General features: G+C 72.6%; 11 protein-coding genes and 3 tRNA genes. 7 read left to right on the top strand and 7 right to left on the bottom strand.

Features of this window, described 5'->3' with window-relative positions; genetic code table 11:
- Positions 1-11 precede the first annotated feature (11 nt).
- The 3 genes from ACIPWA_RS03240 to ACIPWA_RS03230 form a co-directional block, all read right to left on the bottom strand.
- A tRNA-Lys gene (locus ACIPWA_RS03240) sits at positions 12-87 on the bottom strand.
- Positions 88-159: 72 nt separating this feature from the next.
- Positions 160-235, bottom strand: a tRNA-Lys gene (locus ACIPWA_RS03235).
- A 120-nt stretch (positions 236-355) separates the two neighbouring features.
- The gene (locus ACIPWA_RS03230; RefSeq protein ID WP_056648953.1) at positions 356-652 is read right to left on the bottom strand and encodes a GroES family chaperonin; all 297 of its coding nucleotides are present in this window, start codon (positions 650-652) and stop codon (positions 356-358) included.
- 190 nt (positions 653-842) lie between these two features.
- Between ACIPWA_RS03230 and bcp the strand changes: the two genes are divergently transcribed.
- Complete coding sequence (gene bcp / locus ACIPWA_RS03225; RefSeq protein WP_400288075.1) at positions 843-1,322, top strand: thioredoxin-dependent thiol peroxidase; 480 nt, start codon at positions 843-845, stop codon at positions 1,320-1,322.
- 118 nt (positions 1,323-1,440) lie between these two features.
- A tRNA-Leu gene (locus ACIPWA_RS03220) sits at positions 1,441-1,525 on the top strand.
- Positions 1,526-1,537: 12 nt separating this feature from the next.
- Here the strand turns inward: ACIPWA_RS03220 and ACIPWA_RS03215 are convergent.
- Entirely contained in the window at positions 1,538-1,717 is a 180-nt protein-coding gene (locus ACIPWA_RS03215) for a hypothetical protein (RefSeq protein WP_400288073.1), read from the bottom strand.
- Between the two features lie 142 nt (positions 1,718-1,859).
- Here ACIPWA_RS03215 and ACIPWA_RS03210 point away from each other — a divergent pair, with 142 nt between their 5' ends.
- Positions 1,860-2,456, top strand: coding sequence for a protein-L-isoaspartate O-methyltransferase family protein (locus ACIPWA_RS03210; RefSeq protein ID WP_318244484.1), 597 nt, complete (start codon positions 1,860-1,862; stop codon positions 2,454-2,456).
- Here the strand turns inward: ACIPWA_RS03210 and ACIPWA_RS03205 are convergent.
- Genes ACIPWA_RS03205 through ACIPWA_RS03195 form a run of 3 tightly spaced genes read right to left on the bottom strand, consistent with a single transcriptional unit; the run spans position 2,443 to position 7,699 of the window.
- Complete coding sequence (locus ACIPWA_RS03205) at positions 2,443-3,075, bottom strand: thymidine kinase (RefSeq protein ID WP_400288071.1); 633 nt, start codon at positions 3,073-3,075, stop codon at positions 2,443-2,445. The two genes, ACIPWA_RS03210 and ACIPWA_RS03205, sit on opposite strands and share 14 nt — an antisense overlap.
- A 43-nt stretch (positions 3,076-3,118) precedes the next feature.
- Positions 3,119-3,703: a GNAT family N-acetyltransferase gene (locus tag ACIPWA_RS03200; protein WP_400288069.1), complete on the bottom strand. Its 585-nt coding sequence runs from the start codon at positions 3,701-3,703 to the stop codon at positions 3,119-3,121.
- Positions 3,704-3,718: 15 nt separating this feature from the next.
- Positions 3,719-7,699: an Rne/Rng family ribonuclease gene (locus ACIPWA_RS03195; protein WP_400288067.1), complete on the bottom strand. Its 3,981-nt coding sequence runs from the start codon at positions 7,697-7,699 to the stop codon at positions 3,719-3,721.
- Positions 7,700-8,212: 513 nt separating this feature from the next.
- Here ACIPWA_RS03195 and ACIPWA_RS03190 point away from each other — a divergent pair.
- Genes ACIPWA_RS03190 through ACIPWA_RS03175 form a run of 4 tightly spaced genes read left to right on the top strand, consistent with a single transcriptional unit; the run spans position 8,213 to position 14,711 of the window.
- The gene (locus ACIPWA_RS03190; RefSeq protein ID WP_056648478.1) at positions 8,213-9,733 is read left to right on the top strand and encodes a cytochrome ubiquinol oxidase subunit I; all 1,521 of its coding nucleotides are present in this window, start codon (positions 8,213-8,215) and stop codon (positions 9,731-9,733) included.
- Positions 9,734-9,766: 33 nt separating this feature from the next.
- Positions 9,767-10,942, top strand: a complete 1,176-nt coding sequence (gene cydB / locus ACIPWA_RS03185) for a cytochrome d ubiquinol oxidase subunit II (protein WP_400288065.1) — start codon at positions 9,767-9,769, stop codon at positions 10,940-10,942.
- Positions 10,939-12,717, top strand: coding sequence for a thiol reductant ABC exporter subunit CydD (gene cydD, locus ACIPWA_RS03180; protein WP_400288063.1), 1,779 nt, complete (start codon positions 10,939-10,941; stop codon positions 12,715-12,717). The genes cydB and cydD overlap by 4 nt, the downstream gene beginning before the upstream one ends.
- Complete coding sequence (locus tag ACIPWA_RS03175) at positions 12,714-14,711, top strand: amino acid ABC transporter ATP-binding/permease protein (RefSeq protein ID WP_400288061.1); 1,998 nt, start codon at positions 12,714-12,716, stop codon at positions 14,709-14,711. The genes cydD and ACIPWA_RS03175 overlap by 4 nt, the downstream gene beginning before the upstream one ends.
- Positions 14,712-14,721: the final 10 nt, after the last annotated feature.

Genomic DNA, 14,721 nt, shown 5'->3' with positions numbered 1-14,721 from the left:
GGGCCTTCGTGTGGTGCGCCATCATGGACTCGAACCATGAACCCGCTGATTAAGAGTCAGCTGCTCTGCCAATTGAGCTAATGGCGCGCTGGTACTGCTGGGTGGTGCGGTGGTGCTGGTCGGACGTCACGACGACCCCGTCCCCCGGGGCCGTGATCGTGGTGCGCCATCATGGACTCGAACCATGAACCCGCTGATTAAGAGTCAGCTGCTCTGCCAATTGAGCTAATGGCGCGCGAGAAGAAACACTACTGAACAGGCCCGGTAGAGACAAATCAGGAGGCCGGGCGGGCCTGTGACCTGCACGACAGCCGCCCTCGTGCAGGGTTCGCCCGGCTTCTCCTCGCTCCCGGACCTACAGGTACAGCCCGGTCTTGCCGTCGCTCTCCTCGGGCTGCGAGACGGCGCTCACGTCCTTCTCGCGCAGCAGCACGTAGCTCTTGCCGCCCAGCTCGACCTCGGCGCGCTCCTCGGGGTCGAACAGCACGCGGTCCCCGCGGCGCACGTGCCGGACGTTCTCCCCGGTCGCGACGACCTGCGCCCACGCGAGCCGCTTGGGCCCCACGGCCGTGGCGGGGATCACGAGCCCCGCGGACGACTGCCGCTCGGACGCGTCGACCTCGGGCAGGACGAGGAGGCGGTCGTGCAGCATGCGCAGCGGCAGGCGCTCGGGCGTGCTGCCCGACGGCGCCGCCGGGCTCCCGGAGGCGCGCTCGCGCGGGGTGGGGGCCGGCTCGGGCGCCGGGCTGTCGCTGGTGCTGGGGTTCGTCGTGCTCACGCCCACCACGCTACCGGTGTCCTCTACGCTCGGAGGGATCCGTGAACGCTTCCCGAGGAGTCCCATGAGCACGCGCCTTGCCGTCGGAGACGACGCCCCCGACTTCACCCTCCCGACCGCCGACGGCGGCTCCGTGACGCTCTCCGAGCTGCGCGGCAGCTCCGTGATCGTCTACTTCTACCCGGCCGCGTCGACGCCCGGCTGCACCAAGGAGGCGTGCGACTTCCGCGACTCCCTCGCCTCGCTCCAGGGCGCGGGCTACCAGGTCGTCGGTATCTCGCCGGACCCGCTGCCCAAGCTCGTGAAGTTCGCCGAGGAGGAGCTGCTGACGTTCACCCTCGCGTCCGACGAATCCAGGGCGACGCTCGAGGCCTACGGTGCGTGGGGCGAGAAGAAGCTCTACGGCAAGACCGTGACGGGCGTGATCCGCTCGACCGTCGTCGTCGACCCCGAGGGCAAGGTCGCGCTCGCGCAGTACAACGTCAAGGCCACGGGCCACGTCGCCAAGCTGCGCCGCGACCTGGGCCTCGACCCCAAGAAGTAGGCCGCCCGTCGGCGTCCGGGCGTCCGGGGCGGTCGCCGAGCGCCCCGGTCAGGGCCGGTGCCACACCCGGCGAGCCGACGAACGACGCACCCCTCGCGCGCCCGTAGACTGTGCGGGCGCGCGAGTGGCGTAATTGGCAGCCGCGCCAGGTTTAGGTCCTGGTGTCTTCGGACGTGCGGGTTCGAGTCCCGCCTCGCGCACCACGTCGGTGCAGGTCAGCCGACCGGCACGTCGATCGCCCCCGGCACCAGGCCCGGCTTGGGCTCACCACAGTCGGACTCGTCCGGGTAGCCCCAGCCCTTCACGGGCACGGCGTCCCCGGCACAGCCGACGAGCTCGCGCTCCGGTGCCGACTGCGCACACGACGGCTCCTGCGAGCACCCGACCGACCGCACCCGGTCCCCTCCGCGCCGAACTGCGCCCGCCCGCTGCCCGTCCCGTCATGTGCGGGACCCTACCGTCCGCCGGGCCGGCTGCCCGCCCCTCCGGCGCCTCGTCGTCCTACCCTGGAAGCAGGTCCCGAGGAGGCGATCCGACGTGCCGAACGGTCACAGGGTTCAAGAGACCACCGCGCGCGACGTCGCAGCAGCGATGTCGGCGATCGACCGGCGGCGCTTCCTGCCGCGCAACCAGCGCCCGTACGCGCGCGACGACCGACCCTTGCCGATCGGGCACGGGCAGACGAACTCGCAGCCACGGACTGTCGCCGACACGCTCCGGCTGCTCCAGGTGCCGCGCGGGGCGCGCGTCCTGGACGTGGGGTCGGGCTCGGGGTGGACGACCGCGCTGCTGGCTCACCTCGTCGGCCCGGGTGGCAGCGTCGTGGGCGTCGAGATCGACCCGGACCTCGCGGAGTGGGGGGCCTCCAACCTCGCGAGCTACCCGATGTCCTGGGCGCGGATCGAGGTCGCAGAGCCAGGACTCCTGGGGCGCCCGACGATGGGCGGCTACGACCGCATCCTCGTGTCGGCGGCCGCCCAGGTCCTGCCGCAGGAGCTGGTCGACCAGGTCGCGATCGGCGGGCGCCTCGTGATCCCCGTGCAGCACGTCCTGGTGCTCGTCGAGCAGCACCTGACGGGCACCGTCACGAGCCGGCACGGCACCTACAGCTTTGTCCCGCTCATCGGCTCGTGACCGTCGGGTCGTCAGGAGCCGCTGCACCGGGAGTGCCCGTACGCCAGCGCGCCGCCGAGAAGTGGACCCTGCACCGCGCCTGGTAGGACTCGAGGCCGCCGACGTGCTCCGCACCCGCAGTCAGGGCGTCCCCGTCCGCGGCGGCGACGACGCGCTCGTGGAAGGGCGCGTCCTCCCCGCAGACCGTGCAGACGGCCGTGAGACGGTCGGCACGCTCAGCGAGGGCTCCGAGGGCCGGGATGGGCTCGAACGGCCGGCCGTCGAACGTCACGTCGAGGCCCGCGACGATCATCACGAGGCCGCCGTCGGCACCGCGCTGCACGACGTCGAGGAGGTCCGGCCCGAAGAACTGGGCCTCGTCGACCGCCACGAGCTCGACCGACGGGTCGAGGCGGTCCAGGATCTCGGCTGCCGATCCCGCAGGACGCGACGGGATGTCCAGACCGGAGTGCGAGCTGACGACGCCCTCGCCGCGCCGGTCGTCGAGCTCGTGGTGCACGACCTCGACGCGGCGCCCCGCGATCTGCGCCCGGCGCACACGCCGCAGCAGCTCCTCGGTCTTGCCCGCGAACATGGGCCCGCTGATGACCTCGACCCGTCCCCGCCTCACGTCCTCCACCGGGCCAGTACAGCACCGGCGTCCGACACGGGCCCGCCGAAGGTCAGGCGCGTGCTTCCCACTCGCTGCGGAGCACCCCCATGACCACCGCGTCGTACCGCTCCCCGCGCACGATCCGTGCATCGCGGAATCGTCCCTCCTCGACGAACCCGAGGCTGCGTCCGACCCCCAGCATGGGCAGGTTCCCCGACCACGTCGCGAAGTCGAGCCGACCCCAGTCGGTCACCTGGAACAGGTAGGTGGTCCACAGGGCGAGCGCCTCGCGCCCGATCCCCCGCCCACGAACGGCCGGGTCGTAGACCCCGACGCCCATGCGCGCCCACGACGTCTCCTGCGACTCCCAGTACCAGGAGACGGTCCCCACGAACCGGTCGTCGGCGTCGGCGACCACGACGGTCCGAGGCGGCATCCCGTCCGGCGCCCCGGCAGGGGCCGCAGCCAGGGCCGCGACGCGGGCGTCTGCCTGCGCGTCGTCGGGCACGGGGTAGTACGGCCCGTCCCAGTCGTGCCACTCGTGATGGGGCCGCAGCCACTCACGGAAGACGGCGAGGTCCGCGGGTCGCCAGCCTCGGAGCCGGGCAGCATGCCCGACGCCGTAGACCGGCACCCGCGGGTCCCTCGCCGTCACGTGTCCTTCAGCAGGTCAGGAGTCGTCGCGCGACTCGTCGTCCGCGACCGTCTCCTCGTCGTTCAGCCCAGCCGTCGACGCAGGCTCCCCAGCAGCCTCGTCGCCAGCGGTGGCCGGCTCGGCGTCAGCCTCCACTGTCGTTCCAGGCTCGACTGCCGTTCCAGGCTCGACTGCCGTTCCAGGCTCGACTGCGGCTCCAGGCTCCACTGCCGCTCCGGACTCTGCTCCCGAGACCGGAAACTGGCCCTCGTCGGCGACCTCCGGGGCGCCCTCCACGGCCTCGACGTCCGTCAGGACGGTGTCGACGCCCACGACCTCGGTCTCGGTGACGACCTCCGAGGTGACGGTCTCCTCGACCGGTGCGACGCCGTCGTGCTCGTGCTCGTGGGCGTGCGCCGCTGCTGCGGCGATCGTCGCGAGCGTGGCCTTGACGGCCTCGCGGGCCTCCGACGTGACCTCGGGCAGGACCGGCACCGCGGGAGCCGCGGCGACCGGTGCGCTCTCCTTGGTCACACGCTTGCGGCGCGAGCGCGACCGCGAGCCCTCCGCCTCGGCGGCGGGCTCCTCCGCTGCCGGAGCGGCAGGCGCCGGGGCGTGCTGGTGCTGCTGCCCGCCGCCGTTGTTCGAGCCGCCCGACTTCTCGATCGGATCGGTGTGCACGATGAAGCCGCGACCGTTGCAGTGGTCGCAGGTCTCGCTGAACGCCTCGACCAGGCCCTGCCCCACGCGCTTGCGGGTCATCTGGACCAGGCCGAGCGAGGTGACCTCGGCGACCTGGTGCTTGGTCCGGTCACGGCCCAGGCACTCGACCAGGCGACGGAGCACGAGGTCACGGTTGGACTCGAGCACCATGTCGATGAAGTCGATGACGATGATGCCGCCGATGTCGCGCAGACGGAGCTGGCGGACGATCTCCTCGGCGGCCTCGAGGTTGTTGCGCGTCACGGTCTCCTCGAGCGTGCCACCGGAACCGGTGAACTTGCCCGTGTTGACGTCGACGACCGTCATGGCCTCGGTGCGGTCGATCACGAGCGAACCGCCCGAGGGCAGCCAGACCTTGCGGTCCATGCCCTTGGCGAGCTGCTCGTCGACGCGGTGCGCCGAGAAGGCGTCCTTCTCCGACGTCCAGCGCGAGACGCGCTCCTTGAGGTCCGGCGCGAGCTCGGCGACGTAGCTCGAGATCTCGTTCCAGGCGTTGTCGCCCGAGACCACGAGCGAGCTGAAGTCGTCGTTGAAGATGTCGCGGACGACGCGGATCGCGAGGTCGGGCTCGCCCTGGAGCAGCGCCGGGGCAGAGGCCGACTTCGACTTCTTCTCGATCGCCTCCCACTGGCCCTGCAGGCGCTCGACGTCGGCGCGCAGCTCGTCCTCGCTCGCCCCCTCGGCGGCGGTGCGGACGATGACGCCCGAGCCCTCGGGGACGATCTCGCGGAGGATCTTCTTGAGGCGCGCACGCTCGGTGTCCGGGAGCTTGCGCGAGATGCCCGTCATGCCGCCGCCGGGGACGAACACGAGGTAGCGGCCGGCGAGGGTGATCTGCGACGTGAGGCGCGCACCCTTGTGGCCGATCGGGTCCTTGGTGACCTGCACGAGCACCGAGTCGCCCGACTTGAGCGCCTGCTCGATGCGGCGCGGCTGGCCGTCCAGGCCGACCGCGTCCCAGTTGACCTCACCGGCGTACAGGACCGCGTTGCGGCCCTTGCCCACGTCGATGAACGCGGCCTCCATGGAGGGCAGCACGTTCTGGACACGGCCCAGGTACACGTTGCCGGCCATCGAGACCTGCGACTGCTGGGAGACGTAGTGCTCGACGAGCACGCCGTCCTCGAGCACCGCGATCTGCGTGCGACCGTTCTTCTCGCGCACGACCATCGCCCGCTCGACCGACTCGCGGCGCGCGAGGAACTCGGCCTCGGTGATGATCTGGCGGCGGCGGCCCGCGTCGCGGCCCTCGCGACGGCGCTGGCGCTTGGCCTCGAGGCGCGTCGAGCCCTTGAGCGCGGTCACCTCGTCCGACACGCTGCTGCTGCGCTCGCGGGTCCGCGTGCGGGTCGACGAGGTCGTCACGGTGACGCCCGCGCTGTCGCCCGACTCGGGGCGACCGCCACGGCGGCGACGACGACGGCGACGGCTCGAACCGGCACCCTCCTCGCCGTCGTGCTCGTCGGTGTGCTCGTCGTGCTGGTCCTCGGCCTCGACCGAGGGCTCGGCCGCGTCGGTCGCGTCGGTGGACGACGCCTGCTGCTCGTGCGAGGACTCGTCGTCCCCGTACTCGTCACCGTCAGAGCCTTCGGTGCCGTCGGCTCGCGACTCGCCACCGCGCGAACGGCGACCGCGTCCACCGCGGCGACGACGGCGACGCGGCGCGTCGTCCTCCTCGACGTCGGAGGCGGGTGCGGGCTCGGCGACGTCGTCATCCTCGACCACGAGGTCGAGGTCGTCCAGCTCGAGCGCGTCGGCCGGGATCTCGACGCCCTCGGCGACGAGCTCTGCTTCGATCAGCTCGATCTCCTCGACAGCGGCGAGGTCCGCGCCCACGAGCACGATCTCCGCAGCGGCCGCGGCGACCGGAGCCGCCTCGGGTGCGACGTCCGGGGCCGCCTCGGGTGCGGGCTGGTGGGTCGGAGCAGCAGTGGTGCCGGCTGACGCGGGAGCCCCCGCGCCACGACGGGCAGAACGTCCGCGTCCGCCGCGGGTGCGCGCCGGAGCCTCCGTCCGCTGCTCGACGGCGGGCTCAGGAGCCTGCTCGGCGACCGGGGCCCGGCGAGCCGGCTCGACGCGAGCCGCGGGGGCCTCGGCCGGGGCCGCGGGCTCCTCGGGGGTCCGGGCGGTCGGCGTGGCGAAGCTCGGCATGGCGTCCGCCGCGAACGGGGACGTCGTGGGACGCACCACGCGGCGCGAGCGACGAGGCGCAGCGGCGGGGTCGGGAGCCTGGAAGAGCAGCGCGGTCGTCGCGAGGCGCGGCGTCGCGGAGCCGCCGCCGGTCGACGCGGTCGACGGCGCGGGAGCGGACTCCGTGGCGGGGGCCTCGGGAGCGGCAGCGGCCTGAGCAGCCTGGGCCGCGGAGACCTTGTTGACGCGGCGCGAGCGGACCTTGGGCGCGGCGGGCTCGGCCGGAGCCTCGGCAGCCGGGGCCTCGGAGACCGGGGCAACCGCCTCGGCCGGCGCGGCGGTCGTGGCCGTCTTCGAGGTCGCACGGCGACGCTTGGCCGGGGCCTTCTCGACCGGCGCGGCCTCGGCCGGCTCCTCGACGGCGGCGGGCGCCTCGACCGGTGCCGCCTCGGCAGCGCTCGAACGCGTCGCCCGGCGACGCGTGGCGGCTCGCGGTGCGGCGGGCTCGGTGGGAGCGTCGGGCTCGGTGGGAGCAGTGACCTCGGGGGCCGGGGTCTCGACAGGGGCAACAGCCTCGGTGACGGCGGCCTCCGCGGCAGGCTTGCGGGTCCGACGGGCGCGGGCCGGCTTCTCGGCCGGGGCGTCCTGCTCGGCGGCGGGCGCCAGGCCCAGCTCGGACAGCACGTCCAGCACGGGCGCGTCGGCAGCGGCACGGGCTGCGGCGCCGCGCTTGCCGCCGCGACGCGGGGCTGCGGGCGGGGCGTCCTGCACGGCAGGGGCAGACACAGCCTTCTCGGTGGAAGGCTTCTCGACGACCGGCTCCTGCGCGGGAGCCTTCTCGGCGACGGGCTCCGCGGTCGCCGGAGCGGCGGGGGCCTCGACCGGCGTGGTGGTCGGTCGCACGACACGGCGCGAGCGGCGCGGCGCGGCCTCGGCCGTGGGCAGCTCGATGCCGAGCGAGCCCGTGGGCGCAGAGGGGTTCGCCGCGGGCGGCTGAGCGGGCGACGTGACGGCAGGGAGGGTGATCTGGGCTGCGGACGGTGCGTCCGGGGTGCCGGGGGCCGCCGTGGTGCGAGTGACCCGTCGTCGGGCCGGCTTCTTGGCGGGTGCTGCGTCCTGACCGTTCGACGGGCTCGTCGTGTCAGGGGTGTTGTCGAGGGTCACGCGATGCGCTCCTGGTACCCCGAAGGATCGCCCCCACATCGTGCGGCCCCTCGGGCGGTAGTCGTCGGCCGGGGCGTGCGCATCACAGCGCTGTCGTCCCCGCGACGGAAGTCGGCGGTGGCGGCTCGAGCAAGGGCGAGCGGCGGGGGGCGCCTCGCCGTCCGGGCCATTCATCCCGGTCGGCGGCGCTCCGCGAGCCGCGGATCGCGGTTGCGACGAGCACGTACTGGGCCAGTGGGAGATGTGGTCCCCCCGGCTTGGTCAAGTATCGCACAGCCGAGGTCGATCAGATGGGCAGGTACAGGGTCGGGTGCCGTGTCGTCCAGAGGACCAAGGTCCCGATCCGGACCTTGTGAAGGTTCTCACAAACTGTCGTTTCCCGAGAGTTTTGGCGCTTCCCTGCCTCGCCGATGGTGCAGATTGGTCCTAGCGTCAGGAGTACGACTGCTGACCCTGCCCTGAGCTCACCCTCAGAATCCCCCGGTAGCCCCCAGGAACCCCCCAGGAGCGTTTGTGGACGTCCTCGATCTCGCGAGGTGGCAGTTCGCCATCACGACCGTCTACCACTTCATCTTCGTGCCGCTGACGATCGGGCTCGCTCCCCTCGTCGCCATCATGCAGACCGCATGGGTCCGCACGGGGAACGAGCGGTGGCTCAAGCTCACCAAGTTCTTCGGCAAGCTGCTCCTCATCAACTTCGCGATCGGCGTCGTGACGGGGATCGTGCAGGAGTTCCAGTTCGGCATGAACTGGAGCGAGTACTCGCGCTTCGTCGGAGACGTCTTCGGTGCCCCGCTCGCCATGGAGGCGCTCGCCGCGTTCTTCATCGAGTCGACCTTCCTCGGCCTGTGGATCTTCGGCTGGGACCGCCTGTCCAAGCGCGTGCACCTCGCGTGCATCTGGGCCGTCGCGATCGCCGTGAACCTCTCCGCGTTCTTCATCCTCGCGGCCAACTCGTGGATGCAGCACCCGGTCGGGACCATCTACAACCCCGAGACCGGCCGTGCCGAGATGAACGACATCGGCGCGGTGCTCACGAACAACACGCTGTGGGCGGCGTTCCCGCACACCGTGGCCGCTGCGTTCCTCACCGCGGGCACGTTCGTGGCCGGCATCGCCGCGTGGTGGATGGTCCGTCTGGTGCGCACCAAGAAGGCCGAGAACATCGAGCTCGCCCGCAGCGTCTACCGTCCGGCGATCACGCTCGGCGTCATCACCATGATCATCGCGGGGCTCGGCGTCGCGGTCAGCGGTGACTTCCAGGCCAAGCTGATGTTCCAGCAGCAGCCCATGAAGATGGCAGCCGCCGAGGCCCTGTGCGAGAGCTCTCCCGACGGCGCGCCGTTCTCCATCCTCGCGATCGGCGACCTGTCCGACTCGTGCGAGGGCGTCAACCACATCCTCGAGATCCCCGGCATGACGTCGTTCCTCGCCAAGGGCAGCTTCACGGCCCCGCTGCCGGGCGTCGACGAGGTCCAGCAGTCCATGACCGAGCGCTACGGCGACGTCACCGCGGACGGCGAGCCGGTCAACTACTCCCCCAACCTCGGCCTGACCTACTGGAGCTTCCGCCTCATGATCGGGTTCGCGGTCGGCTCGATCGCGCTCTCGCTCATGGCGCTGTGGCTCACCCGCAAGGGCAAGGTCACCGACAACAAGTGGTTCGCGCGCGTCGGGATCTGGGCCATCCCCATGCCGTTCATCGCGTCGTCGTTCGGCTGGATCTTCACCGAGACCGGACGTCAGCCGTGGGTCGTGGCCCCCAACCCGTCAGGCATCGACTCGATCCGCCTGCTCACCGAGCGCGGCGTGTCCACGGTCGTCGGCCCGGGCGTGGTGCTGACCTCCATGATCGTCTTCACGCTCGTCTACGGGGCCCTCGCGGTCGTCTGGTTCAAGCTCATCCACCGCTACACGGTCGAGGGCGTGCCGGAGACCGTGCACGACGACTCCCCCGAGGCGCGCGCCAAGGGCGACCCCGACGACCCGGACTCGACCGACGAGTCCGAACGCCCCCTGTCCTTCGCGTACTGACGCGCTCTGACGGCTCAAGGAGACCCAGTACTCATGGAACTCACCATTCTCTGGTTCGTGCTCATCGCGATCCTGTGGATCGGCTACCTGGTCCTCGAAGGATTCGACTTCGGTGTCGGCATGCTCATGCCGATCCTGTCCCGCAACAAGGACAAGGCGAAGCAGGACACCGAGCGCCGGCTCATCATCAACACGATCGGCCCGGTCTGGGACGGCAACGAGGTCTGGCTCATCACGGCGGGTGGCGCGACGTTCGCGGCGTTCCCCGAGTGGTACGCGACGCTGTTCTCGGGCTTCTACATCCCGCTGCTGCTGATCCTCCTCGCGCTCATCGTGCGCGGTGTCGCGTTCGAGTACCGCGGGAAGATCAACGACGACCGCTGGCGGGCGCGCTGCGACCAGGCGATCATCTTCGGTTCGTGGATCCCCGCGATCCTGTGGGGCGTCGCGTTCGCCAACCTCGTGCGCGGGGTCGAGCTCGACGCTGCGCACCAGTACATCGGCGGATTCTGGGCACTGCTCAGCCCCTTCGCGCTCCTCGGAGGCCTCACGACGCTCGTGCTGTTCCTCATGCACGGTGCGGTCTTCATCGCCCTCAAGACCGACGGCGAGGTGCGGGTCAAGGCGCGCCGCCTGGCCGGGTACTTCTCGGTCGCCGCGGTCGTCGTGGCCGGCGGCTGGGCCGTGTGGGCCCAGGTCGCCTACTCGGTGCCGTGGACGTGGGCAGCGGTCGTCGTCGCGGCTCTCGCCCTGGTCGGCGTCGTGATCGCCAACGCCAAGGCGCGTGAGGGCTGGGCGTTCCTGTTCTCCGCGCTCGCGATCCTCGCGGCGACCGTCCTGATCTTCGGGTCCATGTACCCCGACGTGATGCCGGCCCACGACCCCGCGAACTCGCTGAACATCGACAACGCGTCCTCGACGCAGTACACGCTGACCGTCATGACCTGGGTCGCCGTGATCCTCGTCCCGGTCGTGCTGCTCTACCAGTCGTGGACCTACTGGGTGTTCCGTCGCCGCCTCTCGACCAAGGACATCCCGCCGCCCATCGGCCTGTCGCTCACCAAGATCAAGGACGCCGCGTTCGGTGGCCCGTCGTCGGGCAGTGCCAGGTCGCTCGACCTGACCCCCGCCGAGGACGAGAAGGACGCCGGGACGGGCGCGACGTCGTCGGGCTCGCGCAAGCGCGGCACCGGGGACACCTCCGAGTGAAGCCCCTCGATCCACGGCTCCTGCGCCAGGCGCGGGCGGCCCGCGGGTACGTCGTGCTCACGGCGGTGCTCGGCCTCGTGACGGCCGGGCTCGTCGTGGCGCAGGCGCTGCTCATCGCGAGCGTCCTGGCCCCCGCGATCCAGGGCAGCCTCTCGCTGCCCGACGTCGGCACTCCCCTCGCGCTGCTCGCTGCGGTCGTGGCGGTGCGCGCCGGGGTCGCGTGGGCGCAGGAGCGGTTCGCGCTCAAGGCCGCCACGAAGACGGTCGCGGAGCTCCGCGAGCAGGTCGTCAGCCATGCGGTGGCCCTGGGCCCCCGCTGGCTGGCGACCGGCCGCGGTCCGGCGGTCGCGACGCTCGCGACGCGCGGGCTCGACGACCTCGAGCCGTACATGGTCAGGTACCTGCCGCAGCTCCTGCTCGCGGCGACCGTGACCCCCGCGACGCTCGCGGTGGTCCTGGGTCTCGACTGGATCTCCGCGATCATCATCGCGGTCACGATCCCCCTCATCCCGGTCTTCATGATCCTCGTCGGCCAGCTCACGGCGGGGACGTCCGAACGGCGGCTCGAGGTCATGCAGCGCCTGGGCTCCCAGGTGCTCGACCTCATGGCCGGGCTGCCGACGCTGCGCGCCTTCGGTCGCGAGCACGGGCCCGAGAAGCGGGTCAGGGCGCTCGGCGACGCCAACCGCCGGGCCACCATGGGGACGCTGCGCGTCGCGTTCCTGTCCGGCATGGTCCTCGAGCTGCTCACGACCCTGTCGGTCGCGCTCGTCGCGGTCGGGATCGGGCTGCGCCTCGTGTACGGCGAGGTCGGGCTCGAGCCCGCGCTCGCGGTACTGGTGCTGGCCCCCGAGGTCTACCTGCCGCTGCGCCAGGTCGGGATGCACTTCCACGCCTCGACCGACGGGATCGCCGCGGCCAACCAGGCGTTCGAGGTGCTCGACGAACCGCTGCGTCCCGTCGGCACCACGCCCGCGCCCTCCCTGGCCGGTGCTCGGATCACGTTCGAGGGGGTGAGCGTGCGCGCGGGAGACCGCGACGTGCTCGCCCCCGCGGCGCTCACGACGACGTTCGGCTCCGCTGCCGGCGAGGCGGGCTCCGCGTCGGGCGCTCCGTCGTCGGGCACGGTGGTGGCCCTGACCGGGCCCAGCGGGTCCGGCAAGACGACCACGGCGCTGGTCCTGCTCGGCCTGCTCGCGCCCGACGCCGGGCGCGTCGTGGTGACCCCTCGCGACGGCGAGCCCGTCGACCTCGCAGAGATCGACCCTGCCACGTGGTGGCCGCAGGTCGCGTGGGTGCCCCAGCGGCCCACGCTCACGCCGGGAACTGTGCGCGAGGTCGTGCTCGACGGGCGCGAGGTCTCCGACGACGACCTCGCGGAGGCCGCGCGGCTCTCGGGGCTCGACGCCGTGCTGGACGTCCTGCCCGAGGGCTGGGCGACCCCGATCGGCCAGGGCGGCGTGGGGCTCAGCGTGGGCCAGCGTCAGCGCGTGGCCCTCACCGCGGCCCTGCTGGGCGACCCGTCGCGCGTGCCGCTCGTGGTGCTCGACGAGCCCACGGCGCACCTCGACGCGCGCGGCGAGCGCGCCGTGCTCGACGCCGTCCGGGCCTGGCGCGACCAGGGACGCACGGTCGTGGTGGTCGCGCACCGCACGAGCCTCGTCGACCTCGCCGACCAGGTCGTGACGGTCTCCTCGGCCGCGCTGCCCCCGACCCCCGGCGATGCTGCCGACGCTCCCACCTCCTCACCCACCTCGTCTGGAGCCGTCGCATGAGCGCCCTCGACACGTCCCGCGACTCTCCCGTCCGCGGCGCCGGCACGGCCGACGGCGCGGGCGCCGATCCCCTGTGGCGCGCGGTGCGGCTCCTCGACGTGAGCTGGGGACGCGCCGCGCGCGCGATCGGGCTGGGCTCGCTCGCGCTGGCCAGCTCGGTCGGGCTCGCGGCCGTCGCGGCGTGGCTCATCGCGCGCGCCTCGCAGATGCCTCCCGTGCTCCAGCTCTCGGTCGCTACCGTGGCCGTGCGCGCGTTCGGTATCTCGCGCGGGGTGTTCCGTTACCTCGAGCGACTGGCCTCGCACGACGTCGCGCTGCGCGGCATGGCCTCGCTCCGCGCCAACGTCTACACCTCGCTGGCCTCCGGGCGGACAGCCGCGGTCGCGGGTGTCCGTCGCGGCGACCTGCTCGCGCGCGTGGGCGCCGACGTCGACTCGGTGGGCGACGTCGTCGTGCGCGCGATCATCCCCGCGGGCGTGGCCCTCGTGGTGTCCGCGGGCTCGGTGATCCTGGTCGGGGTGTTCCTGCCCTCGGCGGGCGTCGCCCTGTTCCTGTGCCTCCTGCTCGCAGGCGTCCTGGGCCCGTGGCTCTCCGCGCGGGCCGCGCGCCGCACCGAGGAGCGCGGCGCGGCCGCCCGCGCCGAGATGACGTCCACGGTGCTCGAGACGCTCGAGGGCTCGGGACCGCTCACGGTCTCGGGTCGGCTCTCCCAGCGCATGGACGCGCTGCGGCGCACCGACCGTGAGCTCGCCGCGGTGACCGACTCCGGGGCACGGACCTCGGGCACGGCCGCCGCGATCAACAACGCCGCGATCGGGCTCGCCGTGCTCGCGTCGCTGCTGCTCGGCATCCCGGCGGTCGCGGCGGGGACCCTGGCTCCGGTCGAGCTCGCCGTGATCGTCCTGACGCCGCTCGCGGTGTTCGAGGCCGCGGGCGTGCTGCCCGCCGCAGCCGTGCAGATGCACCGGTCGCGCCAGGCCGCGCGGCGCATCATGGAGCTGCTCGACGCGGCGGCCGGGACCGAGGTGCTCGCGGGGAACGACGGGACCACCGGGTCCACCGGGTCCACCGCGGTCTCTGCCACGAACCCCGGCCCCGCTGACCTGTCAGAAGCACACCGGGCGACGCCCGGGTCCACTTCTGACACGCATGCTGGCGACACCAGGTTGTCAGAAGCACACCGGGCCATCCCCCGGGCCACTTCTGACACCTCGGAAGCCGTGGCCCCAGTCCCCGAGGTCACCGTGGCCGGCGCCTCGTGCGGCTGGAACGGTCGCGCAGCGGTGACCGGGATCGACCTCACGGTCAGCCCCGGGCGGGCGGTCGCGATCGTGGGCCCCTCGGGCGTCGGCAAGACGACCCTGCTCATGACGACCGCGGGTCTCATCCCGCAGGTCGCGGGACACGTGAGCCTCGACGGCTCCCCGATCTCGTCCCTGCCGCCCGACGACGTCGCGCACCAGGTCGTCTTCGTCGCCGAGGACGGGCACGTCTTCGACACCACGCTGCTCGAGAACCTGCGCGTCGCCCGCGGCGACGTCACCCCGGACGAGGCCGAGGCCGCGCTGATCGAGGTCGGGCTCGGCGAGTGGCTCGCGGGACTGCCCGACGGCGTCGGCACGACCCTCGGACCGGACGCGACGACCATCTCGGGCGGGGAGCGCCGTCGGCTCCTCGTGGCGCGAGCCCTGCTGGCCCCCGCTCCCCTGCTGCTCGTCGACGAGCCCGCCGAGCACCTCGACCCGGCGACCGCCGACGAGCTGCTCACCCACCTCGTGGAGACCACCCGGACGGGCGGGCGAGGCGTGGTCGTCGCGACCCACCGGCTCTCGGCGCTCGCCGCGGCCGACGAGGTGCTGCTCCTCGGCCGGACCGACGACGCCGACCCCGAGAGCCCCGCGACCGTGCTCGCACGCGGCACCCACGCCGAGCTGATCGCGCGCGACGAGGGCTACCGGTGGGCGCTCGCGCAGGAGGCGGTAGCCGGGCGGTAGCCCTCCGTCG

Origin of the sequence: Oerskovia enterophila (assembly GCF_044748475.1) — a bacterium.
Taxonomy (GTDB): domain Bacteria; phylum Actinomycetota; class Actinomycetes; order Actinomycetales; family Cellulomonadaceae; genus Oerskovia; species Oerskovia enterophila.
Note: the sequence above shows the minus strand (reverse complement) of the source record. Positions and strands in the feature narration are given on the sequence as shown.

Bases quoted from the DNA above. Each gene is read 5' to 3' on its own strand.
- ACIPWA_RS03230 (WP_056648953.1), bottom strand. From the start codon at position 652: ATGCTGCACGACCGCCTCCTCGTCCTGCCCGAGGTCGACGCGTCCGAG.
- bcp (WP_400288075.1), top strand. From the start codon at position 843: ATGAGCACGCGCCTTGCCGTCGGAGACGACGCCCCCGACTTCACCCTC.
- cydB (WP_400288065.1), top strand. From the start codon at position 9,767: ATGGAACTCACCATTCTCTGGTTCGTGCTCATCGCGATCCTGTGGATC.
- ACIPWA_RS03175 (WP_400288061.1), top strand. From the start codon at position 12,714: ATGAGCGCCCTCGACACGTCCCGCGACTCTCCCGTCCGCGGCGCCGGC.